The sequence below is a fragment of the Nodularia sp. LEGE 04288 genome, assembly GCF_963896525.1.
In the GTDB taxonomy this organism is placed as follows: Bacteria; Cyanobacteriota; Cyanobacteriia; order Cyanobacteriales; family Nostocaceae; genus Nodularia.
This window is the reverse complement of the sequence record NZ_CAWQOY010000131.1, coordinates 19,017-41,050: the sequence shown is the minus strand read 5'-3', so window position 1 is coordinate 41,050 and position 22,034 is coordinate 19,017. Positions and strand designations below refer to the sequence as shown.

Here is a 22,034-nt window from a genome sequence, read left to right as displayed (position 1 = left end):
TTGTTATACCAGTTTAAATATTCACGGGGTGATGTGAAAAATCCCTGATAGTCGGGATGAAGTAAGCCCATGTCGGGGGTTTCAATGGGTGGGGGAATTTCTCCGACTTTTAAATCTAAGTATTTTTCTGCTAATATCCAAAATAATGCGGCAACGTTTTCGGAACCGCCGGCGTTCCAGTATCCATAGATAATTAACCAGTTGCGTAAGTCTTGGACTTTCTGCACTGGGACGAATTTTAAAAGTTTGGGACCGATTTTTAAGAAGCTAATATAACCAGCAAGTTTGTCTTCTTCGCGTCCGTTGCTGAATTTGTCAAGGATGAATTTAACAGGTTTTGGCATTCCTTTGGGTTGGTCGCCAATGGCAAAAATACCCAGTTTGGTTAAACTCATCAGTTCTAAGGCTGACTCGAAGACTAGACGGATGGGAATTTGGGAAATGCGATCGCGCAACCACAAAACCTGATCATAATCAAATAGCAGACTACCGAAAAACACATCAGCGCCATCTAGTGCTGCTTCTACTTCGCTGCGCTGACTGGTAATATGGCGATCGCTAAACACCCGAATATCCAAATCAGGACAGCGCAATTTAGCCACCTCAGCCGCTTTTCTGTACAAGTCAGCGTTAAACGACTCAAATCCAGCAATCAAGACAATGCGTTTCATGCCTAAGCTACGACGAAAGATCCCTATACTTATGATCTTAATCGTAGTTTCGGTTTCATGACTCATTCCCCAAAATGAACACCGTAATCTACCCAAAGACTGAAAATTATTGGTTACAAAATACCATTTGGCAATTTGGCACATTTTCGGATGGCTGAGTTGGTATTGTGAGATTCGCGAATATCTTTGTGCGACAATACCGACTTGCAGAATCCCTCAGTTAGCAGGCTAGCTACTGGGGGTATTTTTTTGATATTGTATAAATTCGTTGAGACGGAAGTTCGGACAAATCCTCGAAGTCCTTGAGATGTTAACAGAGATTTTTTTTAAAAGACTGGACTTTGAAAGTAAATATGATTGAAACTTTTATTTACCAAAGAAAATAATTCATCCTCAACTAACTTAACTTAAAGTTAACCGAAATTTAACTCTTAATAGAAGTTTTTGATACCACTAAAGGTTAGTATGATGTTTGTGTATAACATTAAACAACAAGGAAAGTCGCGTCTATTGTAATAGCATAATTATCCATAATATCTGCTTATATCTCATTATAAAATGAACAATCAAACGAAAGTTGCAGACAGTTGTACAGGTAAATTTTTAACGCCTTTTCAATTGAGGTTTTTACAGAAAAGTTTACAAGAAAATCTACCTGATTCCTATCGTCAGCGCATTGAAATTATGCTGCTAGCAGACCAGGGGAAATCTCAAACAGAAATTTGTAAAACTTTAGGATGTTGTCCAGCAACAGTTAGACATTGGATGCACATAGCCCGTACTGGTATGGCGCATCAATGGCAAGATTGTCCCATTGGTCGCCCGAAAGCAGTCAACGACGAATATCTGCAACGATTAAAAGAACTAGTTTTAAATAGTCCCCGCGATTACGGCTATGCTTTTCGCCGCTGGACAGCCAACTGGCTTCAAAAACATTTGGCTAAAGAATTTGGTATTGAAGTGAGCGATCGCCATATCAAGCGACTGCTCAAACAAATGGGATTATCTACGCGCCCAAAAACCAATAACGAGCCGCAAGCAGGATCTGAAAATACTAAAAGTTCCAGCATATTGATTCACGACCTGAAATCCGACAACATCCCCGAAAATAACGGATTTCTGCCTATTCAATTCGCAAAATTAGGTATGGAGTCAGAAACTTATGGTGCAAAATCTATCCGATCCTGTGGTTTTATTACAACAGTTCAACCATGCATTAGGACATTCACTGGGCGAAGCGGAATTTCAGCGCTACTACCAACAATTTAAATTTCTCAACCCGAAAGTCGGAAAGTTTTGGCAAGGAGAAGATGCAGAAGCTGGAGTATATATTGCGATCGCAGGTAAAGTCAGGTTATTAAATGATCAAGGAGAGTTAATTACCACATTGGGATCTGGAGAATCTTTTGGAGAATTTACCTTATTCCCAGAGGCTAACTTCCAACCCTATGGGGCTAGAGCAAGTGTTAATTTACAACTATGCTTTATTCCCGCCGCAGTTTTATCGGCCTTGATGCTTAGATATCCCCCAATTAAAGAGCATTTACTAGCTAAGGCAAATACCTATAATTCGCTGCTGGTGGGTTCCGAACAATCACCTCAACACAATCAAACCGAAATTCCCTCAGCACCAGTAACACCAGTTACAGAACCTCAGCTAGACAAAAAACTTAGCAAAGCTTACTTTCCCACTCCTAAGCAGCGAGTTGGACATTTATTACAACGAACAATTCGCCGTTACCCATTTTTTAACCAACAAAGTGCATCAGATTGTGGTGCAGCTTGTTTAGTCATGGTGTCTCGTTATTGGGGTAAACGCTTTAGTGTGAATCGCTTACGGGATATCGCGAATGTTGACCGTAATGGTGCATCTTTGCGTGGTTTATCCACAGCAGCAGAAAGTATTGGGTTTAGCACACGACCAGTAAAAGCCAGCCTAGATCAGTTAGCCAAGCAAACATTACCTGCGATCGTTCACTGGGAAGGCAAACATTACATTGTGGTTTATGAAATTACCCAAAAATCTGTGATTGTCGCCGACCCAGCCATTGGTCAACGGACTCTGAGTCATGCTGAATTTAAAGCAAATTGGACTGGCTATACACTGCTGCTGCAACCCACAGCCTTTTTAAAAGATACCAAAGACACAATTACACCTTTTTGGCAATTCTTTGAACTACTCAAGCCTCACAGCTTGGTCATGTTGGAAGTATTTGCCGCATCTGTGTTTATTCAGATATTTGGACTGATTACTCCTTTATTCACTCAGTTAATTTTAGATAGGGTAGTAGTACAGCGTTCTGAACTCACCTTATTTGCCGTCGGTTTAGGATTACTAATTTTTAGTTTATTCCGTGTAGCAATGATGGGTTTACGGCAATATTTATTAGACCACACAGCTAATAAAATAGATGTGGCATTAATCGTGGCATTTATTCGCCATACTCTGCGCCTACCCCTCAGTTACTTTGAGTCCCGTTATGTGGGGGATATTACCTCTCGCGTCCAAGAAAATCGCAAAATTCAACGTTTTCTTTCTGGTGAAGCATTATCTATCCTGCTAGATTTACTAACTGTTTTTATCTATCTAGGATTGATGTTTTGGTATAGCTGGAAAATGGCATTGTTATCCTTAGTAATTGTACCGCCTTTTGTACTATTGGCTTTGGTCGCCACACCTTTTTTACGCAAAATTTCCAGAGAGATTTTTAATGCTTATGCTACTGAAAGTAGTTATCTAATTGAAGCTCTTTCTGGTGTCAGAACAGTGAAATCTACAGCAGTAGAACAGACAGTGCGTTGGCATTGGGAAGAATTATTGCATAAGGAAATTAAAACTGGTTTTTCTGGGCAGATTATTGGTAATCGCCTGCAAATATTTAGTAATTCCATTCACGCAATTGTTACTACTACTTTATTATGGTTTGGGGCATATCAAGTAATTCACAATCAGTTAACCATTGGTCAGTTAGTAGCATTTAATATGCTATTAGGAAATGTGATTGCACCATTCCAGAGATTAACAGTTTTGTGGAGTGAATTACAAGAAGTAACCATTGCAGTAGAAAGAATTAACGATGTACTAGATGCAGAACCAGAAGAGGATTTACAGCATCAAGTTAGACAATCTTTACCACCAATTCAAGGACATATTCACTTTGATCATGTGACATTCCGCTATCATCAAGAAAGTGATATTAACGTTTTAGAAAACCTCAGCTTTAGGGTTAAACCAGGGCAGATGGTGGCTTTAGTCGGTCGGAGTGGTTCAGGAAAGACAACTATTTCTAAGTTAGCTTTGGGGTTGTATCCGCCTACAGATGGCAAAGTCTTAATTGATGGACAAGATATTACTAGCCTTTCCTTACGTTCCTTACGGGAACAAGTTGGAGTCGTTGACCAAGATACTTTTCTATTTGGCGGCACAATTCGAGAGAATATCAGCTTAGGATATCCGGGGGCAAAACTAGAAGAAATTATTGAAGCTGCACAATTAGCGGGTGCTGATGAGTTTATCAAAAAAATGCCTATGGGCTATGAAAGCCAAATCGGTGAAGGCGGGGGAATGTTGTCTGGTGGACAACGACAAAGGATTGCGATCGCCAGAGCATTATTAGGCAATCCCCAATTGTTAATTTTAGACGAAGCTACTTCCCATTTAGACGCTGAATCAGAGCGAATTATTCAGAGTAATTTAAATACCATCCTCAAGGGAAGAACCACATTAGTAATTGCTCATCGTCTCTCAACTGTACGCAATGCAGATTTAATCTTGGTGCTGGATCGGGGTGTGCTAATCGAGAGTGGTACTCACGAAGAGTTAATGGCTAAACGGGGACATTATTTTTATCTGAATCACCAGCAGTTAGATAACGCAGCCTAACTCAAGCTAATTTTCAATTTTCCCAATCCATCATTAATCTTCAGAGAAGTTATGACAGATACATTAAATGGACAAGTAAAAAACCAACTTCATGAAGATGGAATCTATCAGGAAGTTTTAACACCTCAAAATCCAGCTATTTCTAAACCAGAACTTAATCAGGAAACGAAAACATCTCAAACATCAAGCATAGCCATCTCATCTGATGATTGGTCTCATGTTACCAAAGATTTGCTTGATAGTTTGCCACAAGTTTGGACAAGAGGATTACTATACTTTTTAATTATTTTTGTAGCGATTATTTTACCTTGGGCAATGTTTTCGCGGGTAGATGAAACAGGTGTAGCTAGAGGCAGATTAGAACCCCAAGGTAAGACAGTGAGACTAGATGCTCCTGTTGCTGGAACTGTTGCCGAAATTCAAGTTAAAGAGGGTGATTTAGTTAAGAATGGACAGATTTTGTTAGTCATGGAATCTGAATTAGTCCAAGCCGAGTTACGACAGGTAAAAGACAGATTAGAAGGGCAATTAAATAGGCGATCGCAGTTAAATTTATTACAGAGCCAGTTAATTGTAGCTTTAGCCACTCAAGAACAACAAAATCAATCTCAAGAGTTAGAAAAACAATCTCAAATAGACCAAGCCAGACAGAACTTGAATGCTATTAGAAGTTCATCTAATTTACAAAAAGAAGAAAAATTATCTCAGGTCAATCAAGCACAGCAAACGGTTGAGTATAGTCAAACTGCTAACAACTTAATAGAAAGTAGTTTAGCCAGTACCCAACGAGAAGTTAACCGCTATCGTCAGCTTTGGGAAAAAGAGGTTATCCCAGAAATTACAGTTATAGAAAAACAAGATATCGCTAAAGAACAGCAAAGATTATATGAACAGAGTAAGTCAGACATTCGACAAGCTAAGTTAAGGTTAGCAGAACAACAGAGTAGTTATGAACGGACTCTTAGTCAATTTAATGCCGATATTGAACAGGCTAGATTACGTCTCAATGAACAAGAAAATGGTTATCAAACAGTAACTCATGTGGGTAAACTTGCGGTACTCAAAACTCAGGAGCAATTAAAAAATATAGATACAGAAATTTCCACACTCAATGCAGAAATTGCTCAAACTAAAAGCCAAATTCAGGCTTTAGAGTTTCAGATAAGTCAACGAATTTTAAAAGCAAACGTGAATGGAACTGTATTTCAGTTACCAATTGAAAAAGCTGGTTCTGTAGTTCAGCCAGGCACAATGATTGCCGAAATTGCCCCAACAGATTCGCCTTTAATTATTAGAGCGCAAATGGCCACAACTGAGAGCGGTTCTTTAGCAAAGGGATTACCAGTTAAGCTCAAATTTGATGCTTATCCTTTTCAAGATTATGGAGTTATTGCCGGCGAATTATTAGAAATTTCTCCAACGACAACAGAAATAGATACACCTGGGGGAAGAGTAGCGGCTTATAACTTAGAAATTGCGATGAATCAGCATTGTATTCCTAGTCCTGATCAATGTATTCCCTTAAATCCTGGGGATACTGCAACTGCTGAAGTGATAGTGCGTCAGCGTCGGATTATTGACTTTCTACTTGATCCGTTTAAGAAATTGCAACAAGGAGGAGTGAAATTGTAAGTTATTTACACATGAAACACAAGAAGAAATCATAAATCACAGATAAACACCCAATTCTTAATTGAGGCACGGATTCATGTTACAAACAGTTACAATTAGTAGTGAAGATATTCTTCAGCAAGTCAAGTTATCTTCTCAAATTCCTGACTTAATCAAGAAGATTGTGACTTGCAAACTGATTGATGAAGTAGCAGCTAAAGAAGGTATAACTGTTAAGACTGAAGAAATTCAGGAAGCAGCAAACCAAATGAGGTTAATCAACAACCTGCATACTGCTGATGATACTTGGGCATGGATGCAAAAATATAGCCTTTCTCTTGATGATTTTGAAGAAATGATATGCACTAATATACTATCTTGGAAGTTGGCTACTCATCTTTTTGCTGATAAAATCGAACCCTATTTTTTTGAAAATCAGTTAGAGTATGCTGGTGCAATTATCTATGAGGTTGTACTGGATGATGAGGACTTAGCAATTGAATTATTCTATAGCTTGCAAGAAGGAGAAATTAGCTTTACTGAAGTAGCTCTCCAATACATTCAGAATAAAGAGCTACGCCGTTGTGGAGGATATTGTGGAATATTACGACGCGCAGATTTAAGACCAGAAATTTCAGCCAATGTTTTTGCTGCTAAACCACCGCAAATTCTCAAACCTATTCTAACTGCTAAAGGCTATCATCTAATTTTAGTGACAGAGATTATTCAACCAAAATTAGATGATCAACTGCGCCTTCAAATTGCTTCTAATTTATTTAATGCTTGGATAGAAAAGCAGATTGAAGCTATTGAAGTTGTTACTAAACTGAATTAAAAGTTTAGTTTAGCCTTGTGACATTGTTGCTTTTTTGTAAATGATTCGACTCCGATTTTTGCTTTTCTTTGCCTGCAACATAGCCAAAGTAAGTAGCGATAATTGTAATTAACACTGTGACAATGCAGAAAATCACCGTATTATTAGGAGAACCAGGAAGACCGCATTTACTCATGAGGGAATCTCCTTTGTTTTATTTGCTAATGAGAAAAGGGATGTAAAGCTTTATGTATGACATATTTACATCCCAGTTCCAAATAGTCTTTACTTTTGTACTTAACTAGTTTGCAGCGTCTTGTTTGTGATCTCTGCCAATTGTATAACTTAACCCTGCTGCTGCTACGAAAAGTGCGGCAAAAGGAGTAATCCCACCATAAGTGAGACCCATTTGTTCATCAGATACTTCATGAAGAAAGCTTTCTTCGTCTGCAAGTAGGTCAAACCCACTAGGCTTAAGATTGTCGATTTGAATTGTTGCCATATAAATCTCCTTAAACTACATCTAAAAAGTGAACAGGTACGTTCGCTTCCTTTCAAAAAATTAGTTTTACAACCGACCGACTAGATAAGAAATTCCAGCGCCTGTGGCGATTACAGAAACGGCAGTACCCACACATATCCAAGTAGTAGTGATGGTTAAAGATGAGGGTGAAGCACCTCCTCCAATATTACCAACTTCATTTTCTGACAAATCATTCAAATAGCTTTCAGAATCAGAAAATAGGTCATAACCAACAGGACACAGGTCAGAAATTGCGATTGTAGCCATTTTAATTTACTCCAGTTTGTAAGTGATTTAAGTAATGAAATAAAATGTTCATTACCTAAAAAATAATAATACTTCTACAATTGAAATAGCAATAATTATTTAATTAGTAAAAGTGCAAAAATGTAGTTATTATGTCCATCAATTTAAATAATCTAAAATTCAACAAAAAATGGCAAAATTAATTGGATTTCTCTCAAATAAATTTTGCCATCTTAATTTACAACCGATAAATAATGAAGCTACACCCTGACAGTCATCCAGATTATTCATATAATGGCTATCTACTGCGGCTCCGAACAAATGTTATTTGAATTTGTATATAAATATTATTGGGCGCACCAGGAAAACTGCATTTACTCATAAAGGGATCTTCTATATTTTATTTGCTAATGAGAAAAGGAATGTAAAGCTATATGTGTGACATATTTACATCCCTTTTCCAAATAATATAATATTTACTTTTGTACTTAACTAGTTTGCAGCATCTTGTTTGTCATCTCTACCAATTTTGTAACTTAAGGCGGCAGCGGCTAGAAAAAGCGCGCCCCAAGGGGTAATACCACCATAAGTGAGACCCATTTGTTCATCAGATACTTCATGAAGAAAGCTTTCTTCGTCTGTAAGTAGGTCAAAGCCGCTAGGCTTAAGATTGTCGATTTGAATTGTTGCCATATAAATCTCCTTAAACTACATCTAAAAAGTGAACAGGTGCGTTCGCTTCCTTTCAAAAAATTAGTTTTACAACCGACCGACTAGATAAGAAATTCCAGCGCCTGTGGCGATTACAGAAACGGCAGTACCCACACATATCCAAGTAGTAGTGATGGTTAAAGATGAGGGTGAAGCACCTCCTCCAATATTACCAACTTCATTTTCTGACAAATCATTCAAGTAGCTTTCAGAATCAGAGAATAGGTCATAACCAACAGGACGCAGGTCAGAAATTGCGATTGTAGCCATTTTAATTTACTCCAATTTGTAAGTTATTTAAGTAATGAAATAAAATGTTCATTACCAACAAAATAGTAATACTTTTGCAATTTAGATAGCAATACTCATTGAATTACCAAAGGTGCAAAAATGTAGTTATTATGTCCATAAATTTAAGCAATTTTAAAATAAAGAAAAATAGCAGAATTAATGTGAGAAGAACAAAATTAATTCTGCCAACCTAATTTATAAATGATAAATGATTTACGAGATGTTAAAATTTAGGAATTAAAACCATTTTTTAATCCCATCTGAAACAACGAGTCTAATACTTGTTCTCTAATTTCCCGTAATTCAGCAGGAAACCATTTTTCAACCTTTAAAATGTGATAACCAAGTTTGGTAGTAATGGGTCCAATTATGTCCCCTTCTTTTGCATTAGTAATAGCCTGAGCAATTTCCGGCATTAACTCTGTCAAAAAGCAAATCCCTACAAAACCACCATTTTCCTTAGATTTTTGCCCTTTGGAATGTTCTAAAGCTAAAACACAGAAAGAAATATTGTCTTGGCCTAGAGATTGAGAGATTTGTAATGCTTCTGTTAAATCACGGACTAAAATTTGTGATAAAGCTACACGCTTATATTCATCCCGATGATTCATGTAATGACTATCTACTGCGGCTCCGAACAAATGTTCTTTTAATTTCTGGGTCAATAGCGATAGACGAATTCCCTCTGACCAATCTTCAACAGAAATGCGCTGTTGAGTCAGCCAGTTTAAGGTTTCAGTTGTATCTAGTAGCTTGTGTTCTTGACGAAAGGCATCTCCCGTTGCTTGCAACTCTTCATTGGTAACTGTGATACCTAACTGTTCGCAGGTAGATAAAATTAGTGCATCCTGTTCAGTCAAAGCCGCAATTTCGGCCATTTTCGTTGAACGTCGTAGATAAGCAATAATTTCTTCATCTGTGGCTGGTGTAATTTCCGGTAGTGTTAGGGTTGATGAGTTATTTTGCATATTGGGAAAAAATTAAAACTTTAACGGCTAATTTGAACGATAAATGAGTTTTTTCGCCTCAATATCTTCGATTTTCAGGCGCTGGCGATGTAAATCACCATAGATTGCGAGATAATCTAGTTCTGCTGATGTCAGTTTACCTTTCTTTATGCCAGCGATCGCGGCATCAATTTCCTCTCGACAACGCAATCCGGTTAAACAAACATCTACACAGTTTTGAGTGAGGGAGTAGCGATAGCAATCAGGTGCAAATGGTTGCCAAAGACCTTCTGGAAAACTATCGGGGGTGTCCCAAAGAACTCCTGAATGGGAACCAGTAGATTTAAAGGTAACAATACCTGGCCTTTGAGGATCTTGAGGATCTAATTCATGGAATACTTTTGCTTGAGCAGAGCGATGAGCCATATTATGTCTCACCATCACGACATCTAACAGTGGGCTATTAGACCACTTCTGTGCTAAACCAAGGTCATGAAAAGAAGCACCAATATAGCGAACTGCCCCCATTTTTTTCAGACGTTCTGAGATGCCAAATATTTTTTCTATAGTTCGCTGATAAACAGAATTAGCACCTCTTAAATCATGAGAAAGTTGCAAGCAATCTTGGAAGTTGGACTCATCTTTGACATCAATCCAACCCCAGAAAAATACATCAATGTAGTCAAGTTTCAACTCCACAAACTGATCCATCAGCGCAGCAAGTGCCATGTCTGGATTTTTGATGTAAGTTACAGTAGCCAGCACCACTTTTTCTCTATTTGCAGAACCACGTCCACATAATTGACGCAATCCTCCTGACATAGAACTGTAAATATGGTGATGTAAATCACTAGAATAAAAAAAGTAATTAATCCCTTGCTCGAAAGCATAAAGGGTATCCTCGCTGGAAATACTGCCACCACCGCCTAATCCCAAGCAACTAACGTTTAAATCAGTGCGTCCTAGTTTACGGTAAAAAGGCAAATCTGACTCCTGGAATTGAGAATTACAGGAGACAAGCTTGTTTGTAGAGACTAAGGATGGTGCAGCAAGATTAGTTATTTGTATCATTCAATGGTAAGTAAATATTTTCAGAATTGGCATTCAGATAAGGATGTTGCCAGTCAATATTTAATAGAGAAAACTGCTCAAAAATAGCTTTCATCCGATTTTCTGGCAATTTCTCTCCTGCATACCAAGCAGCAAGCATTCCATTAGTAATAATTTGGCAACGATTCATACCAAAGCTTTCTTGAGTGGCAAATTTATGCTCAGGTTCTTCTGCTAATCCTAATCCTGATGCTAACTGCATCGTAAATAAGGGAATCTCAGGCTGAAAGTGTATTTGCTGCTCTTGATAAACAGTTTGTAAAACTTGCCTGACCGTCTGATAATGATTTTTATCAAAGTACAATACACCGGAATCATGACGTTGGTAATCGTTGGGGTTATATAAAACCTTGAAGTCGAAGGGAATAGCTTGAGCATTAAGCTGTTGTGTTAGACTTGCCATCACAGCCACAGCTCCTTCAGCAGTGAGATTGAAGTAGATGCGTACAGTTACAGGATGAGTATTTGCATGATTTTGGTAATGTAACCCCATATTCCCAACCGCCATATAAAAGCCATTCTGCACTAAATTTTTAGGCATCCGGATAGCGACTAAATCACCCACTTTAGATTTTTGTGCCGATTCTGGGAGATGTTTTTCTCGTTCAATATGCAGTCTTAAATCTGCTTTAGTCACGGCTAAAGTGCCATCATCTTCTTGCTTAATCACAGACCACCCTGGATCAAAGTAGCCAGTGCCGCTATTACTAGCGTGTAATCGCTCATAAAACTGTAAATCTACTCCTAAAAAGCTATTGTTCTCTAAGTTTGAGGCGAAGTTTTTAGTATTTGTATCCAGTGAAAGAGAGGCTCGTAAAGAGTGATTGTAGTAAATACCGTAGAGAAAATTACGCAATTGTAAACTCAAATATTTTTGCTTAATCACTTCAGGTATTGACTGAAAGCGGCTGACGGCTTCTGGTGGTAGTTCAAATGGCTGATAATCAGGATGATGGATGGAAAAATTAGAATGAATTTCTACTTTGTCAACAATATCTTGTAGAGTGTGAAGTAGTCGTAAATCTGTTAATTTAGATTGTTCAATTACAGAGTCGTTGAGTAACTGTGTCATGGTTGCTTATAAATTCGATATGAGCAGTAGTTAAATAACAGCAATTCTAAACGCTGATGTTAATTCAGCAACAGACTGACCAAAAACCGTCTTTATAGATGATTCTGGGCGACATAATAAGCTTTTAGCGACTTGTAGCAGAATGATACCAGTATTACCAAATGATTTTTGGTGTTGAACGATGGCCAAAATTTGTTGAATTAGGGCTAAACCTGTAAATTGAACTACCTTTGACAACCAATCTGGATGAGATTTTAAGATTTCTGGGAAAGTATCAAGATAAGCTTGCATGAAAGCAGTAATTGAAGGTTGCAGTAGTTCCAGGGGAGCGATCGCTAGTTGTAGAGATTCTTCAATACTCAGTTCAGTCCCAATCACTAAGCTTGATAGCCAGATTTGCAAATAGCTAGCAATGAGACAGCCTAAATCAAAAGCAGGATCGCCCCAAGTCGATTGTTCCCAATCAATCAATCGCACAACTCTATCAGTAGACTGCTCAAAATCGTTGTGTAAGAGAATATTGTTGAGCTTGAGATCGTTATGAATCAGACAGCACGGCGTAAAAGTATTACCTAATTGAGCGATCGCCTCTCCTAAGCTGTCATATCTCTGATAAAGCGCAAAAAACTTTAACCCGTCAGCAGGGACTACACCAAAAACCTCTGGACTAATACGTTCTAGCCCCCGGATTAATTTAGGTATACGAGCCAGCAGTGGATCATCAGGATTCTGATAAAAAAAGTCTCGATACTCTTGTTGATTAAGCGTTGTCCGATGAAGATTGGCTAAAATCGTGCCAATTGCAGAGGCAATTTTTCTGGGAAAGCGATTTTCTTTGGTATAAAAATCTGATAAATCACGATAGTTATCCAAGTAGTTGAAAATCATGATGGAGTTATCTCTATCATAATTTAGTATTTGCGGTAAAAAATGACGCAGATGCTCCGTCTCTGGAAATGTTTTTAAGAACTCCTGAATTCGCCACTCATGCAAAAACTCACCAGAGGCTTGACCGTCTTGACCGTGCCGTTCCTGCTTAACCAAAAGCTTACGACTATCTGTTAAAGTAACTAACAAATTGAAGTTTTTAGCGACTATTGCATCAACACTAATAGGGCTATCTGCTTGATGAGCTAAACCATGCTCAACTAAATAATCGAAAATATTATGAGAATTCAAAAGCAATGTCATAAGTCACAAATTAATTTGCAGTTTTTCAAAACACACGGATTACCAATAACAAAACTTGGATTTATAACTTGCAATAAATCTTTAGTTTGCAAATCTCAAGTTATATTAAAGCTTAGTAAAATAGTCTCAATTACCTAATCAAACAAAAATATCTTCAGAGATAGCAATATCAACTTAGTTAAGTATTGCTACTTTTAAGAAATTTTCTGAAAATTTCAGCCATTAATTACTAGTAAATACACCAGTTTCCTTTTCTATTCTGTCTAAAGCTTTTTTGGCTCTAAATACAAGTCGCAAATAAGCTAACTGGCTATTCCAAGCTGAACGAGGCAAAAGCGGTTCTTGTGAATTGGATTCAGTTTGAGATTGATTAGAGGATGACTCTAAAGTAGCAGCCATTTCATTGCTAATATTCATCTCTTCTGGAGGCGGATTATTCATACTTTTAATTAGAAGCAACTGAGTATGGGACTAACTCTGGTTCCTTTTGCCAACTGTCTGACCAATGAACGCGATCGCTTGTAAAATGTAGTGGATCGTTTTCTGGCCAAGGGGCATGAATCGGTTCTGCAATCAAAGCAAACTCCCCATTATCAAAGGGATTGCCATCGGCTCGACGTTGGAGAAATACTCGTTCTCTCATGCCATTTTTTTCGTGAGTCAAGGCGCGATGATGACAGTAAGGATTATTCCCGCGCTTGTCAAAAAAGACGTGTGCAGTCCAACTGCAACCACCTCGACATAATTCGGCAAACTCGCAAGTTTTGCAGAAACCCCAGAGATGATCTGTGCCTTGGGGAGTACCAGCACCTAAATTAAACCGGAGTTCTTCCGTTTCCTCGATAATGCTTCGCAAAGAGCGATCGCGGATATTACCACCGGTGTAAGCTGAAGTTGGCAATGAAGGACAACCTTTAATAGCGCCATCTGCTTCAATTCCCAAAGTAGATAGTCCCGCACTGCATCCCTGCCAAAAAGTCCAAGCATCCCCACCCCTTAACAATCGCTCATAGGGGCCGTAGTAACCGATATTATTCCCTGCTTGCAGTCTTACCCCTTCTTCCTTCGCACGTCTAGCAACACGAGCAATCATCGGATAGACATCTAATAATTCGTAAGGTTGCAGCAAAATCTCATTATTATCCGCCGCATTGCCCATCGGTACAGTTAACTGAATCTGCCAAGCAAAAATACCTGCATCCCGGAGATGTTCATATATACTGGGGAATTCTGGTGCAGAAAGGCGATTGATTTGAGTATTACAACCAAAAGGAATACCGGCTTGCTTCAGATGACTCATAGTTTTGAAAGCCCATTGCCAAGCACCTTGTTTACCACGGATGCGATCGTGAGTTGCTTCCAAGCCATCTACAGAGACAGAAACTACACCAATACCAGCTGCTTTCATCCGGTGGGCTGTGTCTAAACTAATTCCATAACCCCCAGTAGTCATACCACAGAGCATTCCCGCTTGGGTAATGGCTTGGGCAATTTCTAACCAATCTGGACGGAGAAACGCTTCACCACCAATAATAGTTACTTCGGTGATGCCAACATCTGCCATTTGTTTGACCATATCCAGGGCTTCTGCTGTAGTCAGTTCGTCTACCCTAGTTTGACCAGCACGAGAACCGCAGTGTTGACAAGCAAGATTGCATTTTAATGTAATTTCCCAAACCGCATAACTAATTCGGCGATAGTCCATAAAAATCACCTCTACTCAATTAATTTATGGAGATAGGGACGAATTTCTCTTGATCCGTCCCCAATACTCTAACTTCCTAAAATTCAGGGTTTACCACTCCATACAATGGCTGAGGTTTAGGCTCCCACGGCATACCTGGCCACATAATCACCCCATATAGTGGCTGTATTACTGGCTTGCCCAGGATGCCACCAAAAACAGCTTCTAGTTCTTTTTCACTCAAATCTTGGAGTTCACCTTCATTACCAGTGGATTCCAATAATTTAATAGTATATTCTTCAAACTCTTCTGGGGTAAAATCGTAGCCAGCACCTTGAACTACTTGGCTACATTCATCCTTACTTTCCACACCTTGGATTTGCGTGCGAAAAGTTTCATCATTTGCTAACTGTTCGTAGAAAGATTTGACCTGTTCTAGAGACATAGTTTTGTCCTATTGTTTAGTCTAGAATGTACAGTTCTAAAGAGTTACTGCAAAAAAAGTCTTGGTGGCAACCCATAGATGGCGACCATATAAGGCCAGATAGATCCCACAATTCCTGCTGTTGCACCACCAACAACTGCTGCTAATTCTTTCTCACTCAAATCTTGGATTTCACCTTCATTAGCAGTGGATTCCAACAATTGCAGAGTATATTCTTCAAACTCTTCTGGGGTGAAATCGTAACCAGCAGTTTTTACTATTTGGCTATATTCATCTTTACTTGTCGCACCTTGAACTTGAGCGCGAAAACGCTCATCTTTCGCTAATTTTTCGTAGAAAGTCTTGACGTGTTCGAGAGACATGATTTTCTCCTAAAATATAGTTGCAAATTGGCTTATCTAGCACTAGGATTTGCGACATTCATTACTAGTTCAGATGCATTGTAGTGATCTGTAATCACTTGCGGGCAACGCCTACAAGCTGCTTTTCCTTCTTGTTGCCACCAACGACAATCTCTGCGTATAGAACAAGGGGGAAGTTCCTCAGCTACCGCCGGTAATTTCTCTACAATTTGCATTGCGAGACGGCAATCTTGTCCATCAAAATGCTGACAGTCTTTAGTAGCACAAGCTGAGGCTGTACGGAATATTTCGGCAGGTGTAATGGGACTAGCTTTGGCTAATAGTTCACTTGTGACAGGCTGTGGCTGCTTGAGATAAGCTACACGAGGTTCTGCTACAGTTCCACCGATAACTCCAAAGACAACACTATTTACTGATTCTGGCCTAGCACTGGGACAGAGTGTGGTATTTTCCGTAGGCAAATTTTCCATTAATCAAGCCTCTAGCAAAGAAACTGTTTTTACTTCAGGCTCAAATTACTGAACTGTTGGTGGGATGTAAATAATGCCCACTGTAATTGGAGGACAAATGGGGCGGTAACCTGCGATCGCCAATTTTGTCACCTGACCGCCGGAAATATTTGCAGCTTCTTCTTCAGACAAACCTGACAAATCTGGATCGACATCTAATGCTTGATTTCTTCTTTCTACTGCATTGTTTACAGCATCATCAATCAAATCATTAATTTCAAATTGACTGTGACGACCACTTTGATTATTTGCCATTTTGACTTTCCTCTTGATTTAGATTTTAATTTCACCACTAAATATAGTGATGGTAGAACTTTTTAGAGTATAGAGGAAAGTAAAATTACTGCTCTAGTTAACTAGAACTTTATGGGAGATATAAATAAATCATTTATGTCACTAATATTAATTAAAGTTTTATTGTGAAATTCGTTAATGGCTCAAGCTATAGGACTGCATTTTGCTTCTAGAACATATTCTGAGACTGCAAAGCCCTATTTGTCAGGGTTAAATCTGAAATTACTCTAGTTCTCCAATCCAATTTTTATGTACAAACTAAAACATTTATGTCCCAACAAACTTCTGGTTGGAGCAGCAATTGCCGCTAATAGTCAACGCCTGATACCATCAAAACCAGGATAAATAATGTTTATTATGTACCTTGCTATGTAAATTTAATATTCTGTTCAAACTGGGAATTAAACAATAAATAATATTTTGTTTTGATAACTTTAACTCAAAAGATAGAGGTAAATATCACTAAACAAATATACAAAGATTGCCTTAATGAAGGATTTCTCAATAGAGATGTACAATAAAACTAACTGCCAAAGGTTCACCCCTACTCCTACCATCTCAGGAAGCCACTTTCACCCAAATTGTTGCATCCTGCGGTCAACCTATATGCATTAGAAGTAGGTAATCAACAGCATACCTGTAGGCAAAGGAAAGATTGCGTAAAACCTGCCTGGACAAGAGTTAATCAGCTCCTTGGGGCGTTATATTTGGGAATCTCGACAATCACCACAATTTGAGTTTTTTTGCGGCTAGTACCGCTACGCGGAAGTCAAAAGTCAAAAGTCAAAAGTCAAAAAGCTTAACTCTATAGGCTTTGCATTGATTTTGGATAGTGGTGCGATTGACGCTGTGCTGTACTAGGATAACCTATCTGCAAAGAAGACCTATTGACAATTTACCCAAAAGCGTTTCCAGATTTAAAATCTAGAGGAGTCCATGAGTACCACTAATTTTACCAAAGTAGAAAATTCCCACAAACGCCCAGAAGAAGAACCTCATTTACCAAGAAAAAACCTGATAAAAAATGGTACAAAACATGAAAATACCCAAAAACGTGCGCCTTTATCGAATAGTTCCTTGTTAAATCTGGAAAATCGGGGTCGAGTCGCTATTTTCATTGATGGCGTAAGTTTATTTCATACAGCTTTACAACTGGCTATTGAAATCGACTATCTCAAATTACTTTGCCATTTAACTGGGGGTTCGCGGTTGTTGCGTGCTTTCTTTTATACTGCTGTCGATACCTCCCGACCAAGTGCTGCACGTCCACGCCCGAATGAAAAGCAACAAGGTTTTCTGTTTTGGATGCGGCGCAATGGTTATCGTGTAGTTACCAAAGAAGTGCAACTGGCAGACCATACCAAAAAACACAATTTGAATGTCGAAATTGCTGTGGATATGATTACCTTAGCTCCTTACTATGATACAGCAATTTTAGTGAGTGGAGATAGAGATTTAGCTTATGCGGTAAATGCTGTCAGCGCCACAGGTTCTCGTGTTGAAGTTGTAAGTTTGCGGGCATTGACGAGCGACAGTTTGATTGATGTGGCAGACGAGTTCATTGACCTCGATAAAATTAAACAATACATTCAGAAAGATTCCCATCTTGGCTATAGTTATCGGGTGCTTTCCAATTCCAAACTGTAAATCTCCATTGCCAATTGAGCAAATTTGACATTGATTACTGCCTCTACTTGTATCAGCTTAATAGAGTAGAATGGCAAACTAGGGAATTACTCTGCGTATTTTTTTTATTAAATCCTGATTGAAATGGATATTTTAATTGTTGAGGATGAACTGGAAATTTCTCAGTTAATCCAACATTCTTTAACCAAAGAGGGATTTTCCTGTCGCATTAGCCGCGATGGTCTCAACGCTTTGCAGATGTTTCAGGCACAACCACCAGATTTAATCATCCTCGACTTAATGATTCCGGGGTTGGATGGTCTGGAAGTGTGTGCGCGGATTCGCCAAAAACCCGGTGCAAAAGACCCTTATATTTTGATGTTGACAGCTAGGGGTGAGGAAATTGATCGGGTGATTGGCTTATCGACTGGTGCTGATGACTACATGGTTAAACCCTTCAGTCCGAGAGAGTTAGTTGCTAGAGTCCGGGCTTTATTGCGGCGTAGTCTCCGCCAAGGAGGACAGCATCAGGTGAATCGGACTCAACACTTTGTGATTGATTTAGATCAGCACACTGCGATTCGACAACTCAATTCCCAAGTAGCCGAAACCTTGGACTTAACTACGTTAGAATTTAATTTATTAAATACCTTTGTCAGTAATCCTGGTCGAGTCTGGAACCGGACTCAGCTAATTGATAAACTTTGGGGTAATGATTTTTTTGGCGATGAACGAGTTGTAGATACTCATGTAGCACGATTGCGGAAAAAAGTTGAGCCTGATCCAGCTAGTCCCACTTTTATTAAAACTGTGGTTGGGGTAGGGTATAAGTTTGAAGATACCCTGTAGCGTGAGGATAATTGCATGGGCTGGCGTTGGGCAAAGTCTTTGCCTCTGGCATCGCGTCTGTTTTTATCCCACCTTGTAGTGATGATTGTGGGGTTGGTTAGTCTGGTAATTATTAGTGGTATCTCTTCTCCGCGCTTTTTTTTCCTGCATTTGCAAAGGTTAGAAAGTCGGGGGATGAGATTAATTAATATTCGGGCTGAATTGGTGCAAGGATTTGAAACGGCTTGGCGACGTAGCACTATTTGGTCTGTGATTGTCGGTGGAACGGCGGCGGGAGGATTGAGTTATTGGGTATCCAAACGAATTATGCTGCGGTTGACAGAGATGGAACAAATTACTCAGAAGTTTGCATCTGGTCAACTAGAGGCGCGATTACCTTTATCTGACATTCCGGAACTGCATCGGTTGGGGACTAGCTTTAATCAGATGGCGGCTAGTTTAGAAGGGGTGGAAGCCCGGCGGCGGGAATTGATTGGCGATATGACCCATGAATTGCGGACACCATTAACGGTTGTGCGGGGTTATTTAGAAGAACTCGCTGATGGAGAAATAGAACCATCTCCGGAGATTTATCGGCGATTGACTAAGGAAACGAAGCGGTTAGAGAGATTAGTTAATGATTTACAAGAATTATCCAAGGCAGAGGCTGGTTATCTGCCAATTAATATCCAACCTGTGAATTTATGGCCTTTATTAGAGTCGTTAGTGGAGAAATTTAGCGACCAATTGCTGGAAGACGGCCCGGTTTTAGGCTGGGAATGTCCCGATTATTTACCTCTGGTATTGGCAGATATTGACCGCACAGAACAGGTTTTAGTCAATTTGCTGGGTAATGCTATCCGTCATACTGTCAAAGGTGCAATTACTATCCGGGTTTCCTTGGAAGGATCTCAGCTGTGGATTGCTGTTACGGATACAGGGATTGGGATTTCCCCAGAGGATTTACCCCATGTCTTTGAACGGTTTTGGCGGGCTGACCAATCACGCGATCGCAATTCTGGTGGTACTGGTATTGGTTTAACTATCACCCGGCGATTAGTGGAACTGCAAGGTGGTCGGATTTACGTAGCCAGCGAACTGGGAATTGGTAGCACCTTTCGTTTTTGCTTACCTTTGGCTTGAGTTGTGCATACAAAAAATTGACACAAGCAAGTTGCATTTGCGTCATATCAAATTGGTAGCTTGAAAAGTATAGAGGACAATTATATTTTCCATTTCCCCAATGTCTACTATACTTCTAGCTACATTTTTGGTCAGTTTCCTGACTGTATCAGGTGGGGCGGCGATCGCCTATTTATTTCCTGAAAATCATTCCCCAGATTAAGTACATGATCTATCCTTTCAACCAAGCATCAATAGATGATGCTGATTTTTTGTATAGATGATTACTAAGAGTTAAACCGCTGCCCTAGTTCCTCGCATCATAAATTAATGTAAACTAATTGATTAAAAATGTGTAATAATTGCCACTTAGCTAATTTTGAGCTTAAATTAAGCATAAGCACTGTTTGATGTGTTTGCTCGCTGCGGATCATATTTATATAATCAAAGAATATTAGGGTGACATCAGAGATCAGAAAATTCTAGTTACATATAGCTGGATTTTTGGAAATCAAATCATATAATAACTGTATTCAGTTTTGTGGGATTATAGCAATTCCCATTCAAGTGAGGTACAAGCAGTAATAATTAAACGCAGATGGACGCAGATAAACGCAGATAACTTTGTACTGGATTAGACTAGGAAATACTATCATCATAAGGATTGTTCAAGATGAATCAGTTGCAATTAACTTTACTGATTAGCTATTTGTTGATGACTTGCTATTTTTTGATCAATTGGCTCAAATTTTCCCTGAGTCATCCTACTTCCACTGCTGAAGATAAGTTTTTATCTTTGGTGATGTTTGTAATCACAACTATTTTTTGGCCTGTAGTTATTCTGATGTCTTTATGGGAAATATTCAAGAAACGGCAATTGGAATTTAGGACGATGATGCCAGTAATTTTTGCCTTGTTTGCCTTTAGTCTTTCATACTATTTAACTTATCTGTATGAACGCGGTTTTTGCTATAACGATTTATTTTGCTCATTCCCATCTTAATTGTGATAAATTTGAGCATATACCCCCTGCATATGTTTCAGCTTTTTCTGTAGAATCATTGCTGGCATTTAATATATAAAAATTAAATCATTCCTGACCATAACTATAAACTTTCTATTTTATATTGCATAAACCAAAATTTAAAACCAATGTTGCCCCCATCTTATCAACCAATTAGCCAACGTCCGGTTTTAAAATTACCTAATCATGCCAGAGTTGCTGTTTGGGTAGTGATGAATGTAGAACACTTCACCTTTGGGAAACTAGGAACAGCGATTCAACCCCACTTAAATAGTCATCCAGAAATTGCTAACTATGCTTGGCGAGACTACGGTAATCGTGTAGGTATATGGCGTTTACTGGAATTATTCGCTGAGTTAGAAATCCCAGTTACAGCCGCAGTCAACGGCGAAATTTGCACATTTTACCCAGAAATTATGGCAGCTATGCAACAGCATGGTTGGGAAATTATGGCACATGGACTGAATAATTCTACTGGGCATAGTGGCATGAATCAAGAAACAGAAAGTGCTATAATTAAACAGACATTAGATTTACTCAGCCAAGCCACAGGGAAAATGCCCAAAGGCTGGTTAACACCAGGATTTTCCATTACCGAATCAACCTTTGAATTATTGCAGACAGCCGGAATAAGTTACACAGCAGATTGGGTAAACGATGACCAACCTTATTGGTATCCTGTAGCAGATGGACGCTTATTAGCAATTCCGTATACCATAGAAGCAAACGACATTAGCTTATGTTTGAGTAACCGATTTTCTGGGGTAGAATTTGCCCAAGCAATTATTGATCAATTTGAGCAGTTATGGCTAGAGGGAGAAAAGCAACCTCGGTTCATGGCTATTGGCTTACATCCATTTATTGTCGGTCAACCACTGAGGTTAAAATATCTCAAACAATGCTTACTTCACATTAAAAATCAACCTCATACCTGGCTAACAACAGGTGAAAGTATTTATCAATGGATGGATAAATAGATAATAAAGAAAGGCGGGCATCTTTGCCCTCCCCCACAAGATTTATAATAATATTTATTAAAATGACAAAGTGCTGTAAATTCTCTCTGTGTT

At 38.9% G+C, this 22,034-nt stretch carries 25 protein-coding genes; 9 read left to right on the top strand and 16 right to left on the bottom strand.

What is annotated here, in order from left to right:
• Window positions 1–671, bottom strand: a 671-nt coding sequence (locus tag AACX33_RS18100) for a DUF3479 domain-containing protein (RefSeq protein ID WP_227789161.1), incomplete at its 3' end; no start/stop codon positions are given.
• A gap of 558 nt (window positions 672–1,229) precedes the next feature.
• Here AACX33_RS18100 and AACX33_RS18095 point away from each other — a divergent pair.
• The 4 genes from AACX33_RS18095 (at window position 1,230) to AACX33_RS18080 (ending at window position 7,000) form a co-directional block, all read left to right on the top strand.
• Window positions 1,230–1,940, top strand: coding sequence for a helix-turn-helix domain-containing protein (locus AACX33_RS18095; protein WP_193996838.1), 711 nt, complete (start codon window positions 1,230–1,232; stop codon window positions 1,938–1,940).
• A complete protein-coding gene (locus tag AACX33_RS18090; RefSeq protein WP_193996839.1) occupies window positions 1,834–4,554 on the top strand; it encodes a peptidase domain-containing ABC transporter in 2,721 nt (906 codons plus the stop codon). Before AACX33_RS18095 ends, AACX33_RS18090 begins: the two co-directional genes overlap by 107 nt.
• Window positions 4,555–4,605: 51 nt before the next feature.
• Window positions 4,606–6,186 carry an HlyD family efflux transporter periplasmic adaptor subunit gene (locus AACX33_RS18085; RefSeq protein ID WP_193996840.1) on the top strand — a complete coding sequence of 527 codons (1,581 nt, stop codon included), beginning with the start codon at window positions 4,606–4,608 and terminating at the stop codon, window positions 6,184–6,186.
• A gap of 76 nt (window positions 6,187–6,262) precedes the next feature.
• On the top strand, window positions 6,263–7,000 hold the full coding sequence (locus AACX33_RS18080; RefSeq protein WP_193996841.1) for a peptidylprolyl isomerase: 738 nt from the start codon (window positions 6,263–6,265) through the stop codon (window positions 6,998–7,000).
• 4 nt (window positions 7,001–7,004) lie between these two features.
• Here AACX33_RS18080 and AACX33_RS18075 read toward each other — a convergent pair whose 3' ends face one another.
• The 15 genes from AACX33_RS18075 to AACX33_RS18005 all read right to left on the bottom strand — a co-directional run bounded on the left by AACX33_RS18075 (window position 7,005) and on the right by AACX33_RS18005 (window position 16,325).
• Window positions 7,005–7,175 carry a hypothetical protein gene (locus tag AACX33_RS18075; RefSeq protein WP_193996842.1) on the bottom strand — a complete coding sequence of 57 codons (171 nt, stop codon included), beginning with the start codon at window positions 7,173–7,175 and terminating at the stop codon, window positions 7,005–7,007.
• Between the two features lie 105 nt (window positions 7,176–7,280).
• Complete coding sequence (locus tag AACX33_RS18070; protein ID WP_193996843.1) at window positions 7,281–7,481, bottom strand: hypothetical protein; 201 nt, start codon at window positions 7,479–7,481, stop codon at window positions 7,281–7,283.
• A 66-nt stretch (window positions 7,482–7,547) separates the two neighbouring features.
• Complete coding sequence (locus AACX33_RS18065; protein WP_193996844.1) at window positions 7,548–7,769, bottom strand: hypothetical protein; 222 nt, start codon at window positions 7,767–7,769, stop codon at window positions 7,548–7,550.
• Between the two features lie 471 nt (window positions 7,770–8,240).
• Window positions 8,241–8,441, bottom strand: coding sequence for a hypothetical protein (locus tag AACX33_RS18060; RefSeq protein ID WP_193996845.1), 201 nt, complete (start codon window positions 8,439–8,441; stop codon window positions 8,241–8,243).
• 66 nt (window positions 8,442–8,507) lie between these two features.
• Window positions 8,508–8,729, bottom strand: coding sequence for a hypothetical protein (locus AACX33_RS18055; RefSeq protein ID WP_193996846.1), 222 nt, complete (start codon window positions 8,727–8,729; stop codon window positions 8,508–8,510).
• A gap of 251 nt (window positions 8,730–8,980) precedes the next feature.
• Window positions 8,981–9,718, bottom strand: a complete 738-nt coding sequence (locus AACX33_RS18050) for a peptidylprolyl isomerase (protein WP_193996847.1) — start codon at window positions 9,716–9,718, stop codon at window positions 8,981–8,983.
• Between the two features lie 27 nt (window positions 9,719–9,745).
• Entirely contained in the window at window positions 9,746–10,765 is a 1,020-nt protein-coding gene (locus tag AACX33_RS18045) for an aldo/keto reductase (RefSeq protein ID WP_227789163.1), read from the bottom strand.
• Entirely contained in the window at window positions 10,752–11,879 is a 1,128-nt protein-coding gene (locus AACX33_RS18040) for a T3SS effector HopA1 family protein (RefSeq protein WP_193996849.1), read from the bottom strand. Before AACX33_RS18040 ends, AACX33_RS18045 begins: the two co-directional genes overlap by 14 nt.
• Before the next feature lie 30 nt (window positions 11,880–11,909).
• The gene (locus AACX33_RS18035) at window positions 11,910–13,070 is read right to left on the bottom strand and encodes a phosphotransferase (RefSeq protein ID WP_193996850.1); all 1,161 of its coding nucleotides are present in this window, start codon (window positions 13,068–13,070) and stop codon (window positions 11,910–11,912) included.
• Window positions 13,071–13,292: 222 nt separating this feature from the next.
• Window positions 13,293–13,511, bottom strand: a complete 219-nt coding sequence (locus tag AACX33_RS18030) for a hypothetical protein (RefSeq protein ID WP_193997555.1) — start codon at window positions 13,509–13,511, stop codon at window positions 13,293–13,295.
• A gap of 4 nt (window positions 13,512–13,515) precedes the next feature.
• A complete protein-coding gene (locus tag AACX33_RS18025; RefSeq protein ID WP_193996851.1) occupies window positions 13,516–14,775 on the bottom strand; it encodes a nif11-class peptide radical SAM maturase 3 in 1,260 nt (419 codons plus the stop codon).
• A gap of 76 nt (window positions 14,776–14,851) precedes the next feature.
• On the bottom strand, window positions 14,852–15,199 hold the full coding sequence (locus AACX33_RS18020) for a Nif11-like leader peptide family natural product precursor (protein WP_193996852.1): 348 nt from the start codon (window positions 15,197–15,199) through the stop codon (window positions 14,852–14,854).
• Window positions 15,200–15,243: 44 nt separating this feature from the next.
• A complete protein-coding gene (locus AACX33_RS18015) occupies window positions 15,244–15,561 on the bottom strand; it encodes a Nif11-like leader peptide family natural product precursor (protein ID WP_193996853.1) in 318 nt (105 codons plus the stop codon).
• A 32-nt stretch (window positions 15,562–15,593) separates the two neighbouring features.
• Window positions 15,594–16,031: a nitrogen fixation protein gene (locus AACX33_RS18010; RefSeq protein WP_193996854.1), complete on the bottom strand. Its 438-nt coding sequence runs from the start codon at window positions 16,029–16,031 to the stop codon at window positions 15,594–15,596.
• 45 nt (window positions 16,032–16,076) lie between these two features.
• Window positions 16,077–16,325, bottom strand: coding sequence for a hypothetical protein (locus AACX33_RS18005; RefSeq protein ID WP_193996855.1), 249 nt, complete (start codon window positions 16,323–16,325; stop codon window positions 16,077–16,079).
• A 975-nt stretch (window positions 16,326–17,300) separates the two neighbouring features.
• On the opposite strand from AACX33_RS18005, the gene AACX33_RS18000 reads away from it, so the two are divergent.
• From AACX33_RS18000 to AACX33_RS17980, 5 genes are all read left to right on the top strand, one after another.
• Complete coding sequence (locus AACX33_RS18000) at window positions 17,301–18,011, top strand: LabA-like NYN domain-containing protein (protein WP_193996856.1); 711 nt, start codon at window positions 17,301–17,303, stop codon at window positions 18,009–18,011.
• Window positions 18,012–18,134: 123 nt separating this feature from the next.
• On the top strand, window positions 18,135–18,839 hold the full coding sequence (locus AACX33_RS17995; RefSeq protein ID WP_193996857.1) for a response regulator transcription factor: 705 nt from the start codon (window positions 18,135–18,137) through the stop codon (window positions 18,837–18,839).
• A gap of 15 nt (window positions 18,840–18,854) precedes the next feature.
• Window positions 18,855–19,961, top strand: a complete 1,107-nt coding sequence (locus AACX33_RS17990) for a sensor histidine kinase (protein WP_193996858.1) — start codon at window positions 18,855–18,857, stop codon at window positions 19,959–19,961.
• Between the two features lie 652 nt (window positions 19,962–20,613).
• Complete coding sequence (locus AACX33_RS17985) at window positions 20,614–20,943, top strand: hypothetical protein (protein WP_193996859.1); 330 nt, start codon at window positions 20,614–20,616, stop codon at window positions 20,941–20,943.
• A gap of 149 nt (window positions 20,944–21,092) precedes the next feature.
• A complete protein-coding gene (locus tag AACX33_RS17980) occupies window positions 21,093–21,941 on the top strand; it encodes a polysaccharide deacetylase family protein (RefSeq protein ID WP_193996860.1) in 849 nt (282 codons plus the stop codon).
• The last annotated feature ends 93 nt before the right edge of the window (window positions 21,942–22,034 follow it).